General features: G+C 44.4%; 11 protein-coding genes. 8 read left to right on the top strand and 3 right to left on the bottom strand.

Going from position 1 to position 16,412, the window contains the following annotated elements; translation table 11 throughout:
• Positions 1-6: 6 nt before the first annotated feature.
• Positions 7-1,044 (bottom strand): LacI family DNA-binding transcriptional regulator, encoded by a 1,038-nt coding sequence (locus GS399_RS00820; RefSeq protein ID WP_160842610.1) that lies wholly within the window; start codon positions 1,042-1,044, stop codon positions 7-9.
• Between the two features lie 252 nt (positions 1,045-1,296).
• On the opposite strand from GS399_RS00820, the gene GS399_RS00815 reads away from it, so the two are divergent.
• From GS399_RS00815 to GS399_RS00795, 5 genes are all read left to right on the top strand, one after another.
• A complete protein-coding gene (locus GS399_RS00815; RefSeq protein ID WP_160842609.1) occupies positions 1,297-4,518 on the top strand; it encodes a SusC/RagA family TonB-linked outer membrane protein in 3,222 nt (1,073 codons plus the stop codon).
• 12 nt (positions 4,519-4,530) lie between these two features.
• Positions 4,531-6,384 carry a RagB/SusD family nutrient uptake outer membrane protein gene (locus tag GS399_RS00810; protein WP_160842608.1) on the top strand — a complete coding sequence of 618 codons (1,854 nt, stop codon included), beginning with the start codon at positions 4,531-4,533 and terminating at the stop codon, positions 6,382-6,384.
• Positions 6,374-8,032: a DUF5123 domain-containing protein gene (locus tag GS399_RS00805; RefSeq protein WP_160842607.1), complete on the top strand. Its 1,659-nt coding sequence runs from the start codon at positions 6,374-6,376 to the stop codon at positions 8,030-8,032. Before GS399_RS00810 ends, GS399_RS00805 begins: the two co-directional genes overlap by 11 nt.
• Positions 8,033-8,256: 224 nt before the next feature.
• Positions 8,257-9,174: a pectinesterase family protein gene (locus GS399_RS00800; RefSeq protein ID WP_237487832.1), complete on the top strand. Its 918-nt coding sequence runs from the start codon at positions 8,257-8,259 to the stop codon at positions 9,172-9,174.
• 1 nt (position 9,175) lies between these two features.
• Positions 9,176-10,807, top strand: coding sequence for a glycoside hydrolase family 43 protein (locus GS399_RS00795; protein ID WP_160842605.1), 1,632 nt, complete (start codon positions 9,176-9,178; stop codon positions 10,805-10,807).
• Positions 10,808-10,812: 5 nt separating this feature from the next.
• Here the strand turns inward: GS399_RS00795 and GS399_RS00790 are convergent, their stop codons facing one another.
• Positions 10,813-11,796, bottom strand: a complete 984-nt coding sequence (locus GS399_RS00790; RefSeq protein WP_160842604.1) for a pectinesterase family protein — start codon at positions 11,794-11,796, stop codon at positions 10,813-10,815.
• A gap of 5 nt (positions 11,797-11,801) precedes the next feature.
• Positions 11,802-12,554, bottom strand: a complete 753-nt coding sequence (locus GS399_RS00785; RefSeq protein ID WP_160842603.1) for a rhamnogalacturonan acetylesterase — start codon at positions 12,552-12,554, stop codon at positions 11,802-11,804.
• A gap of 187 nt (positions 12,555-12,741) precedes the next feature.
• Between GS399_RS00785 and GS399_RS00780 the strand changes: the two genes are divergently transcribed.
• The 3 genes from GS399_RS00780 to kduI are packed head-to-tail and all read left to right on the top strand — an operon-like array spanning position 12,742 to position 16,406.
• On the top strand, positions 12,742-14,727 hold the full coding sequence (locus tag GS399_RS00780; RefSeq protein WP_160842602.1) for an alpha/beta hydrolase family protein: 1,986 nt from the start codon (positions 12,742-12,744) through the stop codon (positions 14,725-14,727).
• 18 nt (positions 14,728-14,745) lie between these two features.
• Positions 14,746-15,516 carry a 2-dehydro-3-deoxy-D-gluconate 5-dehydrogenase KduD gene (gene kduD / locus GS399_RS00775; RefSeq protein WP_160842601.1) on the top strand — a complete coding sequence of 257 codons (771 nt, stop codon included), beginning with the start codon at positions 14,746-14,748 and terminating at the stop codon, positions 15,514-15,516.
• Positions 15,517-15,575: 59 nt separating this feature from the next.
• Positions 15,576-16,406, top strand: a complete 831-nt coding sequence (gene kduI, locus GS399_RS00770) for a 5-dehydro-4-deoxy-D-glucuronate isomerase (RefSeq protein WP_160842600.1) — start codon at positions 15,576-15,578, stop codon at positions 16,404-16,406.
• The last annotated feature ends 6 nt before the right edge of the window (positions 16,407-16,412 follow it).

Genomic DNA, 16,412 nt, shown 5'->3' with positions numbered 1-16,412 from the left:
GGGTTGCTAGGCCATAATTTCCTGATTTTTTAAGATCAGCTCGGTTTGTAACGTACGGGTTTCAAAATCGATTTCACTAAGAGGACGTTTACTTTCAATTAGTTGTATCAGGAGTTTTGTTGCGATTTGTCCCATTTCAAAGGCTGGCTGTCGCACTGTCGTGAGAGAAAATTCAAAAAGTTCAACGAGGTTTGAATTAGTAAACCCTGCGATTGACAAGCCATCAACAACTTTTCGGCTGAAGGTTCTGAGAGCCTTCAGACAGCCGGTGGTTAATTTGTCGCTTGCAATAAAAATCGCCTCCGGAGGGTTTTCGGACGTTAGAAGCTCACGTACCGCTGCAAGTATCTCATTGTAATCCTGTCCGCCTTGCTCACAATATTTAATGTACTGTTCATTTACAACAAGGCCGTTCTTTGTTAACGCCGCCTTATAACCATCCAGCCTTTGACGGGTTATGGATAAATGCGGCGAGTTAGTGAGATGTGCTATTTTGGTTTTGCCGTTTTTTATTAAGTATTCGGTAGCGTCGAAAGCGCCCTGGAAATTATTTGCTATAACCTTGTGTGTATCTATTTCATCCGTTGTTCGATCAAAAAATACGATTGGTAAACCTTTTTGATTCAGTGATTTAAGGTATGAAACGTCATTGGTCTCAGAGGCTAGTGAAATCAATAACCCGTCTACTGATCGTGATGCAAGGTGCTCTACGTTTAATTTTTCCTGCTTGTGTAATTCATGACTTTGCGTGATGATAACATGATAGCCTGCGTCATAAGCAATCGATTCGATGCCATTGATCACCTGAGAGAAAAAATTATTGGCAATCTCACTTACAACAACGCCAATTGAATAAGTTCTTCTTTCTTTTAAACTTAACGCAATAGGGTTTGGGTGATAATTTATTTTCTCCGCATATTCCAGCACAATCCTTTTTGTTTCCTCACTTATTTCATACCCTCCTCTTAAGGCACGGGACACCGTTGAGGTCGAAAAACCCAGCGCCTTCGCAATATCTTTAATGGTGATCGGCTCAAATTTCATTGGGTGGTTAAGATAATAAAAAACACAGTTGCTATACCTTCTAAATTCAAATCTACAGCATTTTATGTTTCCCGATAACGTTGCCGGGAACGATTGCACAAATTTATTTAACCGGGACGTTTGCATTGTGAATTAAAGCGGTTAGACTTGCCGCTAACTAACTAAATTTTCGACAAGAAACCGGTTCCAGATCAATCCCTTTAAGAATCAGGGCATTATCCGAACAGCTCTTAAAACAAACTAACAGTCATAATGAAGAAAGTTCTACTCTTTTTTTCAGCCATCGTATTGTTTATTTTTCAGGTTGCCGCACAATCTCGCGTGGTAACCGGTAAAGTGACGGATAAAAACGACGGCGCACCCATCATCGGAGCCAATGTTACGCTAAAAGGCAGCACACGAGGCTCAAGTACCGACGTTAATGGCGATTTTAAAATGAGCGTACCGGAAAGTGCGATTATCGTTATTAAATACGTAGGCTATAAAACACAAGAAATTGCAGTTGGCTCAAAAACCAGCCTGGCAGTTAAGTTAGAGGCCGACTCCAAACAACTCGACGAAGTTGTCGTAAACATTGGTTATGGTACGGTTAAGAAAGAAGCGCTGACCGGATCTGTTTCATCGGTTGGATCGAAAGAACTGAAAGATTTTCCAGTGAGCACCGCGGCGGAAGCCCTTGCGGGAAAATTGGCAGGCGTCCAGGTAACTACTACCGAAGGAAGGCCGGGAGCTGATATTCAGATACGTGTGCGTGGCGGTGGTTCTATCACACAGGATAACTCGCCGTTGTATATCGTTGACGGAGTGCAGGTTGAAAATGCACTGTCTATCCTGTCTCCGCAGGAAATTCAGTCGATCGATGTTTTAAAAGACGTAGCGTCCACCTCCATTTATGGTGCAAGGGGCGCTAACGGCGTTGTGCTGATCACCACAAAAGGTGGCCGGGATATGCGCACCACCGTGTCATTTGATGCTTATGCAGGTTCACGCACGATCGTAAACGAACTGGAAGTAATGAATCCATACGATTTTGTTCAGTATCAATATGAGCTTTACAACAAAGCAACCGATGGATTATCTTCTTTCGAAAATCGTTATGGCAAATACAGCGATATCGACATTTATAAAAATATGCCTTTCAAAGATTGGCAAAATGAAGTGTTCGGGCGTAATGCGTTTTCCAACACGGAAAACCTGGGCATTATGGGTGGTACCAAAAATACCACATTCAACTTTAGCGTAAATAACACGGATGAAGATGGGATCATGCTTAATTCTGGCTTCAGAAGAACCTTTGCAAGTTTCCGTTTCGACCACAAAGCATCCGACCGGTTTAAAATGGGTTTTAGTGCACGCTATAGCCGTCAGTGTATAGACGGTGTCGGAACATCAAATACCGGAAGTCAGAGCACTAACAGGTTGCGCAACGCAGTTCGTTATCAACCGTTTGAGGCTCCCGGGCAGCAAAGCTTTATTGATGAATTTGATCCGGATTACGCCAACCTGACCAATCTTACAAGCCCGGTGTTGTTAGCCAACAACGAACTGAAATACGACTATCGTAATGACGCGATCATAAACAGTTACCTGAGCTACGACTTTATAAAGAATCTGACACTGAAAACCTTGTTCGGTATTACAGCAACGGATGCCCGGACAAATACCTTCAACGGCGCGATTACGAGCGTTGCGCGGCAAAATTCAAACATGCCTGTTGCCGTGATAGCTACCGGGAATAATTTTACTTTCACCAACTCTAACACGCTGGCTTACCATAAAACTTTCAAGAGCAATCATAACCTTGATCTGGTTGTCGGCGAAGAGATGTATCAGTATAAGTCGAAAACCTTCAACAATACCACGAAATATTTGCCGGTAGATATTTCAGCTGAGGAGGCTTTCGCCGGAATTCAAAAGGCGGTTCCACCCTCAGGGCTTATTCAGGATGCTCCGACAACATCTGAATCAATGAACAGGTTGCTGTCGTTCTTTGGCCGGGCGATGTATAATTATAAAGGAAAATACCTGGCCAGCTTCTCACTCCGTTCGGACGGTTCGTCTAAATTTGCTCCGGAAAATCGCTTTGGATATTTTCCCTCCGGACAGCTTGCCTGGAGAATTTCTGAAGAGGATTTCATGAAAAATACTCAGAACTGGTTGTCAAACCTGAAGCTTCGTCTGAGCTATGGTACAGCAGGAAATAACCGTATCGGTGATGACTTGTTCAACACCATGTTTGGAATCAGCACATCAAGCTATGCTTTTGAAGAAGCTGTTACCGCGGGTTCAGGGCCAGTGGCACTCTCAAATCCAAATGTGCAGTGGGAAACAACCATTTCAAGAAACGCAGGTCTTGATTTTTCTTTCCTTAACAACAGGTTCAACGCGTCGGTAGATTATTACGTAAATAATACTAAGGGACTTTTGCTTAACGCGCAAATTCCGCCGTACCTCGGTTATGCCACGCAGATTCAGAACATTGGTAAGACGCAGAATAAAGGCCTCGAAGTTCAGCTTGATGGCGGAATCATCAATTCGAAAAACTTTAGGTGGAACGCCAACTTTAATATCGCGTTTAACCGGAATAAGATTGTAAACCTTGGCTACAGCCCTGACGGATCACTTAAGAAATCATATTATGAAAATTCCGGTTGGATAGCCAGCTCATCACAAGATTTTCTTGTGGAAGTTGGTAAGCCTATCGGCCAGTTTTATGGCTACGTAACAGACGGCTTTTACACCGTCGATGATTTCAACTATGACCCATCAACAAAAAAATACACTATTAAGGCTGATGTTCCCAATAGCAGTGTGATTGCGCTCGGAAGCAAAGACCCTCAGCCCGGAGATTTGAAGTTGAAAAAGCTGTCTAACTCAAGTAGTATGATGATCAGTGCTGATGACCGTACCGTTCTTGGTAACGCGCAGCCTGATTTCACCGGAGGCTTATCACAACAGTTCGCTTACAAAAATTTCGACATGAGCATTTCAATGAATTTCTCTTACGGAAATGATGTTTACAACGCGAATAATATTGAAAACACCACGGCCTACCTGTATAAGGATAACAACATGCTTGCGCTGATGAGTAACCGTTGGAAAAACTATGATGAAAATGGCGTGAAAGTTACTGATCCGGCCCAACTGGCCGCAATGAACGCAGGCGCGCAATATTGGAGCCCATCTGCAGGACAGTACTTCTTACATTCATTCGCTATTGAAGACGGATCGTTCCTGAGAATAAATAACGTAACCCTGGGATATTCACTGCCGCAAAAATTACTGCAACGCACCAAAGTTTTCTCGCGTTTCCGGGTGTACGGTACCGTCAATAACTTATGGACAATCACCGGTTATTCGGGCTTTGATCCTGAAGCGAATACGCGAAGAAGCAACCCGCTTACCCCAAGCGTAGATTATGCTGCTTATCCTCGCAGCAGATACATCCTGGCAGGTATAAATGTTGGTTTTTAATTCGATCGAAACATGAACACAAAGAAATTAAAATATATAATTCCGGTAGTTGTCGCATTGAGTATGTCGGCTACATCGTGTAAAAAATATCTTGAGCTGGAAAATCCTTCGACTACTTCGCAGGATGCACAATTCAGCAGCGTCTCATATGCGAACTCAGCGGTGGTAGGAGTATATTCACAACTGATTGGCGACAATGGTTATGGTAACCGTATCAGCTGTCTGTATCCGCAGTCGGCAGACGATTTCAAAACTTCCGGCGACCTGGATGATGCCCGCCGCGGGATCAGTATGTATAACGCCACGCCAACGAACAGCGAATTGCTGGCGCCTTTCAATCAATTATATAAAGGGATCGAAAGGGCTAACATCTGTATAAAATACATTCCCCTTTCTGATGTGTATCTGAATGGGTCGGCGTCAGATAAGGCTGCTATGGCAAAACTGTATGGAGAGGCATTGACATTGCGTGCTCAATTTTATTATGAACTAGTTCGCAACTGGGGAGATCTGCCGTTTTTAACAGTTCCTGCAGCAGATCAGACTGATCCTTACCTGGAAAAAACAAATACAGACGTGATTTACGATCAGCTACTTGAGGATTTAAAAACAGCGGAGGAGCTTGTTCCATGGCTTTCACAGGCTGGAGGATTTGATACGCGCGTATCAAAAGCATTTACGAAGGGCTTGCGGGCTCGCATCGCTCTGGCACGTGGCGGATATTCTTTGCGCAGGACGAATAAAATGGAAAGAGGTACGGATTACAACAAATATTACCAGATCGCCTATGACGAATGCTGGGATATTATCCAGCAGCGGGGTGAGCATGATTTAAATCCAAGTTATGAGAATTTGTTTAAAACATTGCATACGGCATCAAGACTGGATTCTAAACACGAATGGATCTTTGAAGTGGGAGCTTTTGGCGGAAATGCCAGTACCGATAGTAAACTAGGTTATTATAACGGATTGAAACTCGACGCAGCTTCAATTTACGGCGCAGGTGGAGGAGGGATAAACGCTACACCGACTTATTTCTATGAGTTTGATCAAACCGGCGCAGACGCTCGTCGCGATGTGACGCTGGCATATTTCGAAATAGATAAAAATACACAGAAGATATTACGGGGTGCAACCGATATGTGCGACGGTAAATTCCGCCGCTCATGGACAACTATTACCGGAACTGCTCAAAACCTTGCCATCAATTGGCCTATTATGCGTTTTGCCGATGTTCTTTTAATGTACGCTGAAGCTTACAATGAAATAAATAACGGTCCAACTGGTAGCGCAGATGGTCGCGAAAATGCTGTAACTGCATTAGAGGAAGTTAGAAAAAGAGCTTTTTCCAGCGATTTGACACGTGTGGGAACAACACCAACCGATAAGGATGGCTTCTTTAAATACCTGGTTCAGGAGAGACTGCTGGAATTCGGCGGTGAAGGAATACGGAAATATGACCTGATCAGGTGGAATTTGCTAAATACCAAATTGCAGGAAACACGGGATAAATTAACCGCATTTATGAATGCTGATGCTACCGCGTTTGGAGGGAAATATAAAGACGTTCCATTGTACATCTATGCTAAGGCCGCAGCTTTTGCTAACGGGGCAGCGGGGCAGGAGGCCAAAACCCTGGATCTTGTTGGCGGTGCAAATGCATTTTTCGTGCCGGGCAGCGGAAGCAGTACAGCACCAACCGGGTATACCGTAAAAAACTGGCGAAAAGCTGTCGATGCGGAATACATTTCCGGCGATAAGCGTGGGTGGGCCAGGTATTTTAGGGCGGACCATTCAGAGGTTTTCCCGATTAACGTTACCAACCTGAACACAAATTATAAATGGCAGCAGGACTATGGCTATTAACCGATTAACGCAGATCAGTAAAATGAAACTATTCAAACATAACCTGAAACTTATCACAGCTGCTTTATTGAGCATGATCATTCTGCAATGCTGTGAAAAAGCAGATCAGTCGACAGATGGCGGCCCATTGAGGCAGTTCACGCCAGTCGGAACAGTGAAGGCAACAAGTAGTGAAACAAGCGTTAAGCTGGAATGGCAGCGGGCGCTTTATACCACCGGTACTGTGAAGTACTCTGTGCAAATTTCGAAAGATTCCCTATTCAATACAGTAGAACGCCGTTACCTGACTGATACCACCGGCGTAGTAATAACCGATGACAGCATTCCATCACGGACGAAATATTATGCCCGTGTACAAACAAAAGGCACGGCCAGCGATCTTGATTCCAAATGGCTGGTAAGCTCAGCATTTACGATACAGGGAGTTCAGATATTTTTGCCCGTTCGTGATCTGGAAGTGAAAGAGACAGCGGTGACACTTCGATGGAAAAAAACAACGGGTGTAAATTCGGTTGTTTTTACGCCAGCTTCGGGTGCTGCAACCAAAGTTGATTTATCCGAGGCAGACAATTCTGCCGGGATGAAAGTATTCTCTGGGCTTGCGGCAGCCACTACCTATAAAGCTGAAATTTTCGCTGGAACGAAAAGCAAAGGTATTCTTACGTTTACAACGATTGCCGCAACAACTTATTCCGTTATCTTAAAACCTGGTGACGACATTGCAGCGGCTATTTCAACGGCGTCAAACAATGCGGTTATAGGTTTGATGCCGGGTTCATATTCCCTGCTGGCGGCTACCCCAATTGTTCAAAAAATGATTACGTTGAAATCGACGTCCGGAAATCCGTCAGACACCAAGGTAAACTTCAAAGAACTGACGTTGAAAGGTAATGGCGCAGGTGTAAACCTTTCCGGCATTGAATTCGACGGCGCTGCACCAGCAAGCTCTTCATATTTTATCAATCTTGTCGGTAATGCTTCAGACGCGGAAGCTGCTACTTTCTCATCCGTTACAGTCGACAATTGCATTATTCATAACACACTGAATTGTATGATCAGGGCTAATCGCGGTGCGCTTGGCGGTCATAAGATTGATTTTGTGAAGATATCCAATACCGTTGTGTACGATAATGGCGGATCTTATGATTTCTTTACGTTCGATAAACTAGCCTTTAATCGTTTGGAAATTACGAAATCGACGTTTTACAATATCGGGCGTGCATTCATAAACTGCACCAGCACACTTACAGGAATCAGTCCGGTTATTTTAATCGACCAGTGCACATTCAACAATTTTGGCTCAGATACCAAGTATCCGATCCTCGATGCCAAGGCAAATCCGGTTACGTTCACGATGCAAAATTCGATCGTTGGCAACGTGGCCAAAAGCGGGGCAACAACACAAACGGCTGCTATAAACGCGACTGCGGCTACGATTACCTTTGCAAATAACAATCTGTTTAATTTTACCACTGGTGGTGCAGGTACAGGCGCTGCTTTGACATTGCCGGCAACTGCCATTGGTAATAGTACCGTTAATATGGGATGGGTGGCTGCAACGAATGACTTTACGCTTCCTGCAGGGTCTCTATTAAGAACATCGAGCAAAACCGGAGGAGCCATAGGTGATCCCCGTTGGGCTTACTAAAAAAACAGATGCTGGCTGAAAACAGTTAAGCGCTTGAGATGAACGTCTGAAGTTTTATCTTGCCCGGGATAGATCTTTACAGAAAGGATTTCAACTCAGGCCTTAGTTTTCAGCCAGCATCTTGCTTAGATTTAAAAGTTAACAAGACATTAAGTATGCGGGTAAGGAACAATTCTTTTACTTTTATCATCCTCTTGATTACGTGTTTCGTTCCAATACACCATTTGTTTGGAAAGACGCGGGTCAAGCCTGATATCGTTGTAGCGCAGGACGGCAGCGGCGACTATAAGACCGTCCAGGAAGCGGTAAATGCGGTGCCCGACTACCGGAAACTAAAGACTGTTATTTTTATTAAAAACGGAGTTTATAAGGAAAAACTAATTATCGCCGGCTCAAAAAAGGATGTTAGTTTTATCGGTGAGGATGTAAACAAAACGATTATTACATTCAACGATTTTGCCTCAAAGAAAAATCGTTTCGGTGAAGAGATGGGAACGTCCGGATCGTCCAGCGTTTATATTTACGGCGACGGCTTCAACGCTGAGAATATTACATTTGAGAATAGCTCAGGACCAGTAGGTCAGGCTGTGGCGTTGTGGGTGGCAGGCGACAAGACAGTGTTCAAAAACTGCCGTATGCTTGGATTTCAGGATACGCTTTACACATATGGTTATGGTAGCCGCGAATATTTTTATAAGTGCTACATCGAAGGAACTGTGGACTTTATTTTCGGTTCGGCGACTGCGGTATTTGACGATTGTGATATTTTCTGCAAAAACAACGGCTATGTAACAGCAGCTTCTACACCGGATTCTGTGACATTCGGTTACGTATTTATGAATTGCCGGGTAAAGGGCAGTGCCGCGGAAAACACTTTTTATCTTGGCCGTCCGTGGAGGCCATTCGCGAAAGTCGCGTTTTTAAAGTGCGAGTTAGGCAATATGATAACGCCATCAGGCTGGAACAATTGGGGAAAGGAAAGCAATGAAAAAACTGCGTTTTTCGCCGAATATAAAAATACCGGACAAGGGGCAAATCCAACCAAACGGGTCGCATGGTCTCATCAGCTAAGTGAAAGTGAAGCTGCAAATTATAACCTAACAGCAATTCTCAGAGGTTGGAAACCGGAACTAGATTTTTAAGATGCGTTTTAACAGATTTTTGATTTTTTTACTGGCTTTTTCTTCACTGGCTGGAGTTGCCCAACAAGCTCAATACGTATCGAAGGTCTGGTCACCTGATTTAGGAAATGGCACCTACAAAAACCCGATTCTACACGCCGATTATTCCGATCCTGACGCCATCCGCGTTAATGATGATTTTTATCTTGTTTCGTCCAGCTTTGAAGATATCCCCGGCTTGCCGATCCTGCATTCAAAGGACCTGGTGAACTGGTCAATCATTGGATATGCCCTAAAACGACAACCGCCGGTTGATTACTATTCGAAAGTGCAGCACGGTGCGGGTGTTTGGGCACCATCCATGCGGTTCCATAATAACGAGTTTTACATATACTATCCCGATCCTGATTTTGGGATTTACATGGTAAAAGCACCGAAACCTGAAGGTCCCTGGAGCGAACCGGTTTTAGTGGAAGCCGGCAAAGGATTAATTGATCCTTGCCCTTTATGGGATGATGACGGGAAAGTATACCTGGTACACGCATTTGCTGGTAGCCGGGCGGGGATTAAAAGTGTGCTTGCTGTTAAGCGAATGAACCCGGCAGGCACAAAAGTTACCGAGGCCGGACGGCTGGTGATTGATGGCCATGAAAAAGATCCGACATTAGAAGGCCCGAAATTTTATAAACGAAATGGATTTTACTACATTTTTGCTCCTGCCGGCGGCGTGTCGACCGGCTGGCAAGTGGTGTTCCGGTCTAAAAACATTTACGGCCCTTACGAGCGAAAAGTTGTGATGGAACAGGGTAAAACAAGCGTCAATGGTCCGCATCAGGGTGCATGGGTTACTACTCAAACAGGCGAAGACTGGTTTTTGCATTTCCAGGATAAGGAGGCTTATGGCCGTATCGTTCATTTGCAGCCAATGGCATGGAAAGACAACTGGCCGGTGATTGGATCAGATCCAGATCACGATGGCATTGGTAATCCCGTTATGACCTATAAAAAGCCGAACGTTGGAAAAGCTTATCCGGTGGTAAATCCTGCCGAGAGCGATGAATTTAACGGACCGCAGCTTGGTTTACAGTGGCAATGGATGGCTAACCCAAAAGCGACCTGGTCATTTCTAACAGCTGAAGGAAAACTGCGGTTATACACCGATAAAATTCCGGATAGTGCAGTTAATTTATGGCAGTCGCCAAATATGCTTCTTCAAAAATTTCCTGCCGAAAGTTTCACGGTAACCACTAAGGTGACTTTCCATCCGAACGCTAAAAATGTAAATGAAAGCACTGGTTTGACCGTTATGGGTTTTAGTTACGCAGGTTTATCCCTGAAGAAAAATGCTGATAAAATGCAGCTGGTTTTTACTTTGTGTAACGATGCGAGGAAAGGAAAAAAGCCGGAAGATAAGATCATTGAAACAGCAAAGCAAAACGCCGTCTATTTTCGCGTAAAGGTGATAGATGCCGCCAAATGTAAATTCAGCTACAGTTATGACGGAATTGATTTCACTGATGCCGGCGATGAGTTTCAGGCCGAAGTCGGCCAGTGGATCGGTGCTAAAGTGGGCATCTATAGTGTTCGCGAATCACAGACAAACGACTCTGGTTACGCGGATTACGACTGGTTTCGGGTTGAGCCGGTTAAGTAAACATTTTATCGTGGATTCCATCCGCTGAATATTGCTGGCAAGGTGTAAGCAGCGATGTCTCTTTTTTTCAATTGTTTTGACCATTTTACGCGATTAGCGAGTGCGACGCCCGCCCCCTTGCTTTGATACTCCGCGTAAAAAACAGTTTTTTCATTTTCCGGATCGCGCCAATTATCCCATCCTTCAGGCTGGATATGCTGGCCATTGTCACAGCGTATAAAAACCGTTTTGGCATTAGGTCTCCATGGCCGGCCAAGAAATACTTTATGTGCCGAGGTATCAGCTATTAGATTGCAATCAAAAAAAACATAGCCAAATTTTTGTGATGGCGTTGTTGCGGCAGCGGTGATATATGAATTAATGAGACTTTTAATCGTACAATACTGGAAAACGGCGGTTGCTTCTCCAAAAATAAAGTCGGTGGTACCTTCAATATAGCAGTTAAGATAATATTGCCGGCTGTTCCCCGTAGCGGTATAAAGTGTATCCTGGTTGCTGAGCAGTCTGCAATTTTTAATAATGCTTCTGTCGCCCTCCACATGCAAGGCAACTGCCTGGCCCACGCGTCCTGCAGTATTTTCAATGGTCAGGTTTTCGGCGATAAAATCATTCCCTTGCACCAAAACGGTATATGAAGTGTAAGTGCTGATCAAGTCCTTCCCGTAAGGGTCTTTGCCATTTTCGTATTTCTTTCCGGAGAAATCGTTGTTCGTGATAACCGTCTTCTCTTTGTCTTCTCCAACCAGGGAAATGTGGGTTTTCCAGGAAGGGATCACTAACTTTTCGTGATAAATACCATTTTTTAAAAAGATCGTTACCTGCACCTGAGCCAAATCTCTCACTGCGTTAACCGCTTCCTGAATGGTTTTGAAATCACCCGAACCATCCTGCGCCACTGTATACTTAGCCGGAAAGTTGTAAGATGTCTGGCTGAATACCGTGCCGCTGAAAAACAAGATATAAATTAATATTGCTGGGAGGATTTTCATAGCGATTACTTACATTTTACAATGTGGTTTTCCAGACCGGGATGCAGATTTATAAGATCTTTCAAAACAATCTCGGCCATTTTACGGGCGCCGAGTTCATTGAAATGTGTGTTATCTTCTTTTCCCTGCGGGTAGTTCGGATGTTCGCCTGCAGCCAGGTGATTGAACAAAAATTCAGATTTCTCCGCACCTAAGTTTTGAAGCAACTCACGGCTTTCAGCATCCAGATCGATAAATGCCACGCCGGTCTTTTTTGCTACCTCGCGAACCAGGTTAGCATATTGCGGGTGGGTGTCGATAAGTTTTCCGTCTGCATCAAAGCTCCTGCGCGCAACGGGACTTAGCAAAACGGGAGTCGCTTTTTTTTCACGCGTTTCGGCAATAAAGCGAACCAGGTTTTTGCTAAAATCTTCAGGTGCAGTATAGCTTTTTTTCGTGGGCACTTCATCATTATGGCCGAATTGTATAAAAACATAATCACCTGCTTTGAGATTATCATAAACCGGCTGCCAGAGTTTTTCGGCGATGAAAGTTTTAGTACTTCGTCCGTTTTTAGCGCGATTGTCCAAAACAACAGTCGAGTCGAAAAATATTTTAAAAGGCATTCCCCAGCCAGTTTCAGGATAAGTTGAAACCGCTTTATCGGCCATTGTGGAATCGCCGATCAGGTAAACTGTTGTTTTTCCTGGCTCTGGTTTGAATGCGAATAATAATAAAACACTAAAAAGGAAGATCGCTCCTGCAGGTTTAAATTTCATCGTCGATTTGGAATTGGTTATTGACAAGATTACAAATCGCACGAACTTTACTCAAATTTTGGAAGCGATTTATTTGTGCAAACGTTCCCGACATCTCCGGTAACGTTTGCGTAGTTTTTTACAAGCGTCCTTTGTCTTTTGAAGCAAATAATAGCTACACTTGCCCGAAACTAATCAGATTGTGCCAGTGAGTGCATCGCGAATCAAACTCAAACTGCTCTTTTGGATATGTGTACTGCCTTTATTTACGACAGCTCAAAAGCAGTATAATGTGTTGAATTGGAAGGCTGATTATTCACTGAACACCTACCTGGTTCAGAAGATGCACCGGCAATATGATAAACGAAGAGCAGACTTTGCAGTCGCCTTGCAATCAGCCGAACTCATGCAAGTTTATCAGGATAGCTGCAGAACAAGATACCTGGAAATTTTAGGGCAGATGCCTCCGAAAACATCACTTGAACCTGTCATTACAGGCGTCATAAAAAGTGATGGGTACCGTATTGAAAAGGTTATTTACGAAAGCTTTCCGCAGCACCATGTTACGGCCAATCTTTACATCCCCGAGGGAAACGGAAAGTATCCTGCGGCATTGTTGTTTTGCGGTCATGAAGCAGAATCCAAAGCGACAGAATCCTATCAGGAAACCGCCATTTTGTTTGCAAAGAATGGTTTTGTTGTATTAGTTGTCGATCCGATCTCGCAGGGTGAAAGATACCAGCTTACCGATGAAAAGGGCAAAGCTTTAACTCGCGGCGGAACGACAGAACATACACTTTTAAACGAATCGTCGAATTTGCTGGGATACAGCACACCGAAGGATGAGCTGTTTGACAACGTTCGAAGTCTGGATTATCTTGAAAGCCGGCCGGAAGTAGACAAGAACCGTATCGGGTGCCTTGGTAACTCGGGTGGGGGTATGCAAACAGCCTATTTCTGGGCTTTCGACAAACGGGTTAAAGTTGCTGCTCCCTGCAGTTATATCGCCAGCCGAGAACGGACATTGGAATTATCAGGGCCGGCCGATGGCTGCGCACAAATTCCAGGCGAAGGTTTCGCCCGCCTTGAAATGGCAGACTATCTTATTATGGCAGCACCTAAACCTTTGCTCGTGCTTGCCGGCCGCTATGATTTTATTGATTATAACAGCACACTCGAAACGTGTAGTGAGCTGCAACTGGTCTATAAATTGATGAACCAGGATGATAAACTTTCGTTGTTTACTGTTGATGACGGGCACGGCATATCAAAGCTGAAACGCGAAGCAGCGGTTAGCTGGTTCAGAAAATGGTTGTGTAATGATTCAATTCAGATTAAGGAACCTGGAAACCTGGCAATTCACAAGCAAAGCGAACTGAACTGTACAAAGTCCGGGCAGGTTGCAACAGACTTTCCAAACGAAATAAATCTTACAAAACGAAACAGGCAGCTTTATAGCGCTTATAATTTGCAACAGAAAGTAGAGCTGGCTGCACCTTCAAAGCTCAGAAACCAACTTGTTAAATTATTGCGGATTGATACGCTGGACAAACCTGTAACCGTTGAGCAAAACGGCGATGTGCTTATTGAACGAAATACAGCGAAGAAGTTCATTCTGCGAAAAGAAGACGAGGTTCCACTACCATTACTTGCTGTTATTCCTGACAAGCCAAGAGCGGTAGTTATTGTATTGGATGACCGGGGTAAAGGTAAACTGGCTGACAGTGCCGGATTAATCAGTTCGTATGCCGAAAAATCCACGGCGGTGATTCTGGCCGACCTGCGTGGAATGGGTGAAACTGCGGACAGGCCAGAATTTAACGACCCTAAATATTCTAATGCCGACTATCGAAACCTGATGCTTGCCCTGCATGTCGGAAAACCTTTGATGGGTCAGCGGGTTACAGATATTCGGACTATTCTTGATTTCTTAGCGACCGATAATCGCTTGAAACAGCTTCCTGTTGAGATAAAAGCGTCGGGGAAATCAGCAATCGCCGCGTTGCATGCTGCAGCGCTTGATAAGCGCATTACGAATTTGACGATAACTGGAAATAGCTTGAAAAGTTATGCGACCATAATCGAAAACCCGGTTCAAAAAGACTTGTATGCTTATGTTGTTCCCGGTGCCCTTGAATATTATGATTTGCCGGCACTCGTAAGAGTTACTGGCAAAAGAGTTTCCTTTTTATAAATATGAAATATTACATATATGAGTATAAACACTTTATTTGACTTAAGCGGTAAAACGGCACTCGTAACTGGCTGCAACCGCGGAATAGGCAAAGCGATGGCTATCGCGCTGGCAGAAGCTGGCGCAAATATTTTAGGGGTGTCTTCGTCTATCGCTACCAGCGGAAGTGAAACGGAGAATGAAGTGAAAGCGTTGGGCCGCAATTTTAAAGCATACCAGAGTGATTTAAACGATCGCGAATCGGTGAAAAGCTTTCTCGAAAAAGTACTCGCTGAGAATGCCCGGATCGATATTTTGGTTAATAATGCGGGAACTATTATGCGCGCGCCGGCTGCCGAACACAGCGACGAATACTGGGACAAGGTGATCAATATCAATCTGAACAGCCAGTTTATCATCACCCGGGAAATCGGTAAACGGATGATCGAACAGGGTTCCGGAAAGGTCATTTTTACGGCTTCGCTGTTAACATTTCAAGGCGGGATCAATGTTCCTGGTTATGCTGCCAGCAAAGGCGCTATAGGGAGTTTGGTTAAGGCTTTTTCAAACGAATGGGCCGCAAAAGGTATTAACGTAAATGCCATTGCACCAGGTTATATAGCGACGGATAATACCGAAGCTTTACGTGCTGATGCGGTTCGCAGTAAATCGATCCTTGACCGGATCCCGGCCGGGCGCTGGGGTGAGCCGGAGGACTTTAAAGGCATAACTATTTTCCTGGCCTCAAAGGCATCGGATTACGTTAACGGAACAATCATCACCGTAGATGGTGGTTGGATGGGCAGGTAAAAAAACTGCGTTACTACATAAGAATTTTACGGATCTAACTTAGAAATAGCTATATGGATATGAATCAAAGATATGCTCAAAGCCCGAAAGAGGTGATGGGATTGAATACCGGGGAACTTCGTGAAAGTTTTCTCATTGACGACCTGATGCAGGACGATGCATTCAGTTTTACTTATTCGCATTACGACCGTGCGATTGTTGGCAGTGCTAAACCGGTGTCGAAGAAACTTGAGCTGCCGGTTTATGGCAATCTTCGAGCAGACTATTTTCTTGAACGCCGCGAGCTGGGCATTATTAACGTGGGTGGTAACGGAAACATCAACGTGGATGGCACAGATTACCAGTTAAGCAAACTTGATGCACTGTATGTCGGAAAAGGCTCGAAGCAGGTAACTTTTTCCAGTGCGTCTTCAGCCAAACCGGCCCTGTTTTATTTGTATTCGGTGCCGGCACATAAAGAATACCCGGTACAACTGGTAAAGAAGGAAAATGCCAGCCCGACTACCGTAGGAAGTAAAGACACTGCCAACGAGCGTACGATTTATAAGTACATCCACCTCGAAGGTGCGAAAAGCTGCCAATTGGTAATGGGACTAACTATTTTGAGTACAGGTTGTGTTTGGAACACAATGCCGGCTCACACACACGATCGCCGCATGGAAGCTTATTTTTATTTCGATGTGCCGGATAGCCAGGTGGTTTTTCATTTTATGGGTCAGCCACAGGAAACCCGCCATCTCGTAATGAAAACTAATCAGGCGGTGATCTCCCCACCATGGTCGATACACTCCGGTGCCGGAACTTCCAATTACGGTTTTATCTGGGCGATGGCTGGTGAGAACTTGGTTTATTCAGATATGGATGCTGTTAGCATTACCGATCTGAAGTAAGTCCTT

Source organism: Hufsiella arboris (genome assembly GCF_009834875.1).
Lineage (GTDB): Bacteria > Bacteroidota > Bacteroidia > Sphingobacteriales > Sphingobacteriaceae > Hufsiella_A > Hufsiella_A arboris.
The sequence above is the reverse complement of the archived record's forward strand: the minus strand, read 5'-3'. Positions and strand labels throughout refer to the sequence as shown.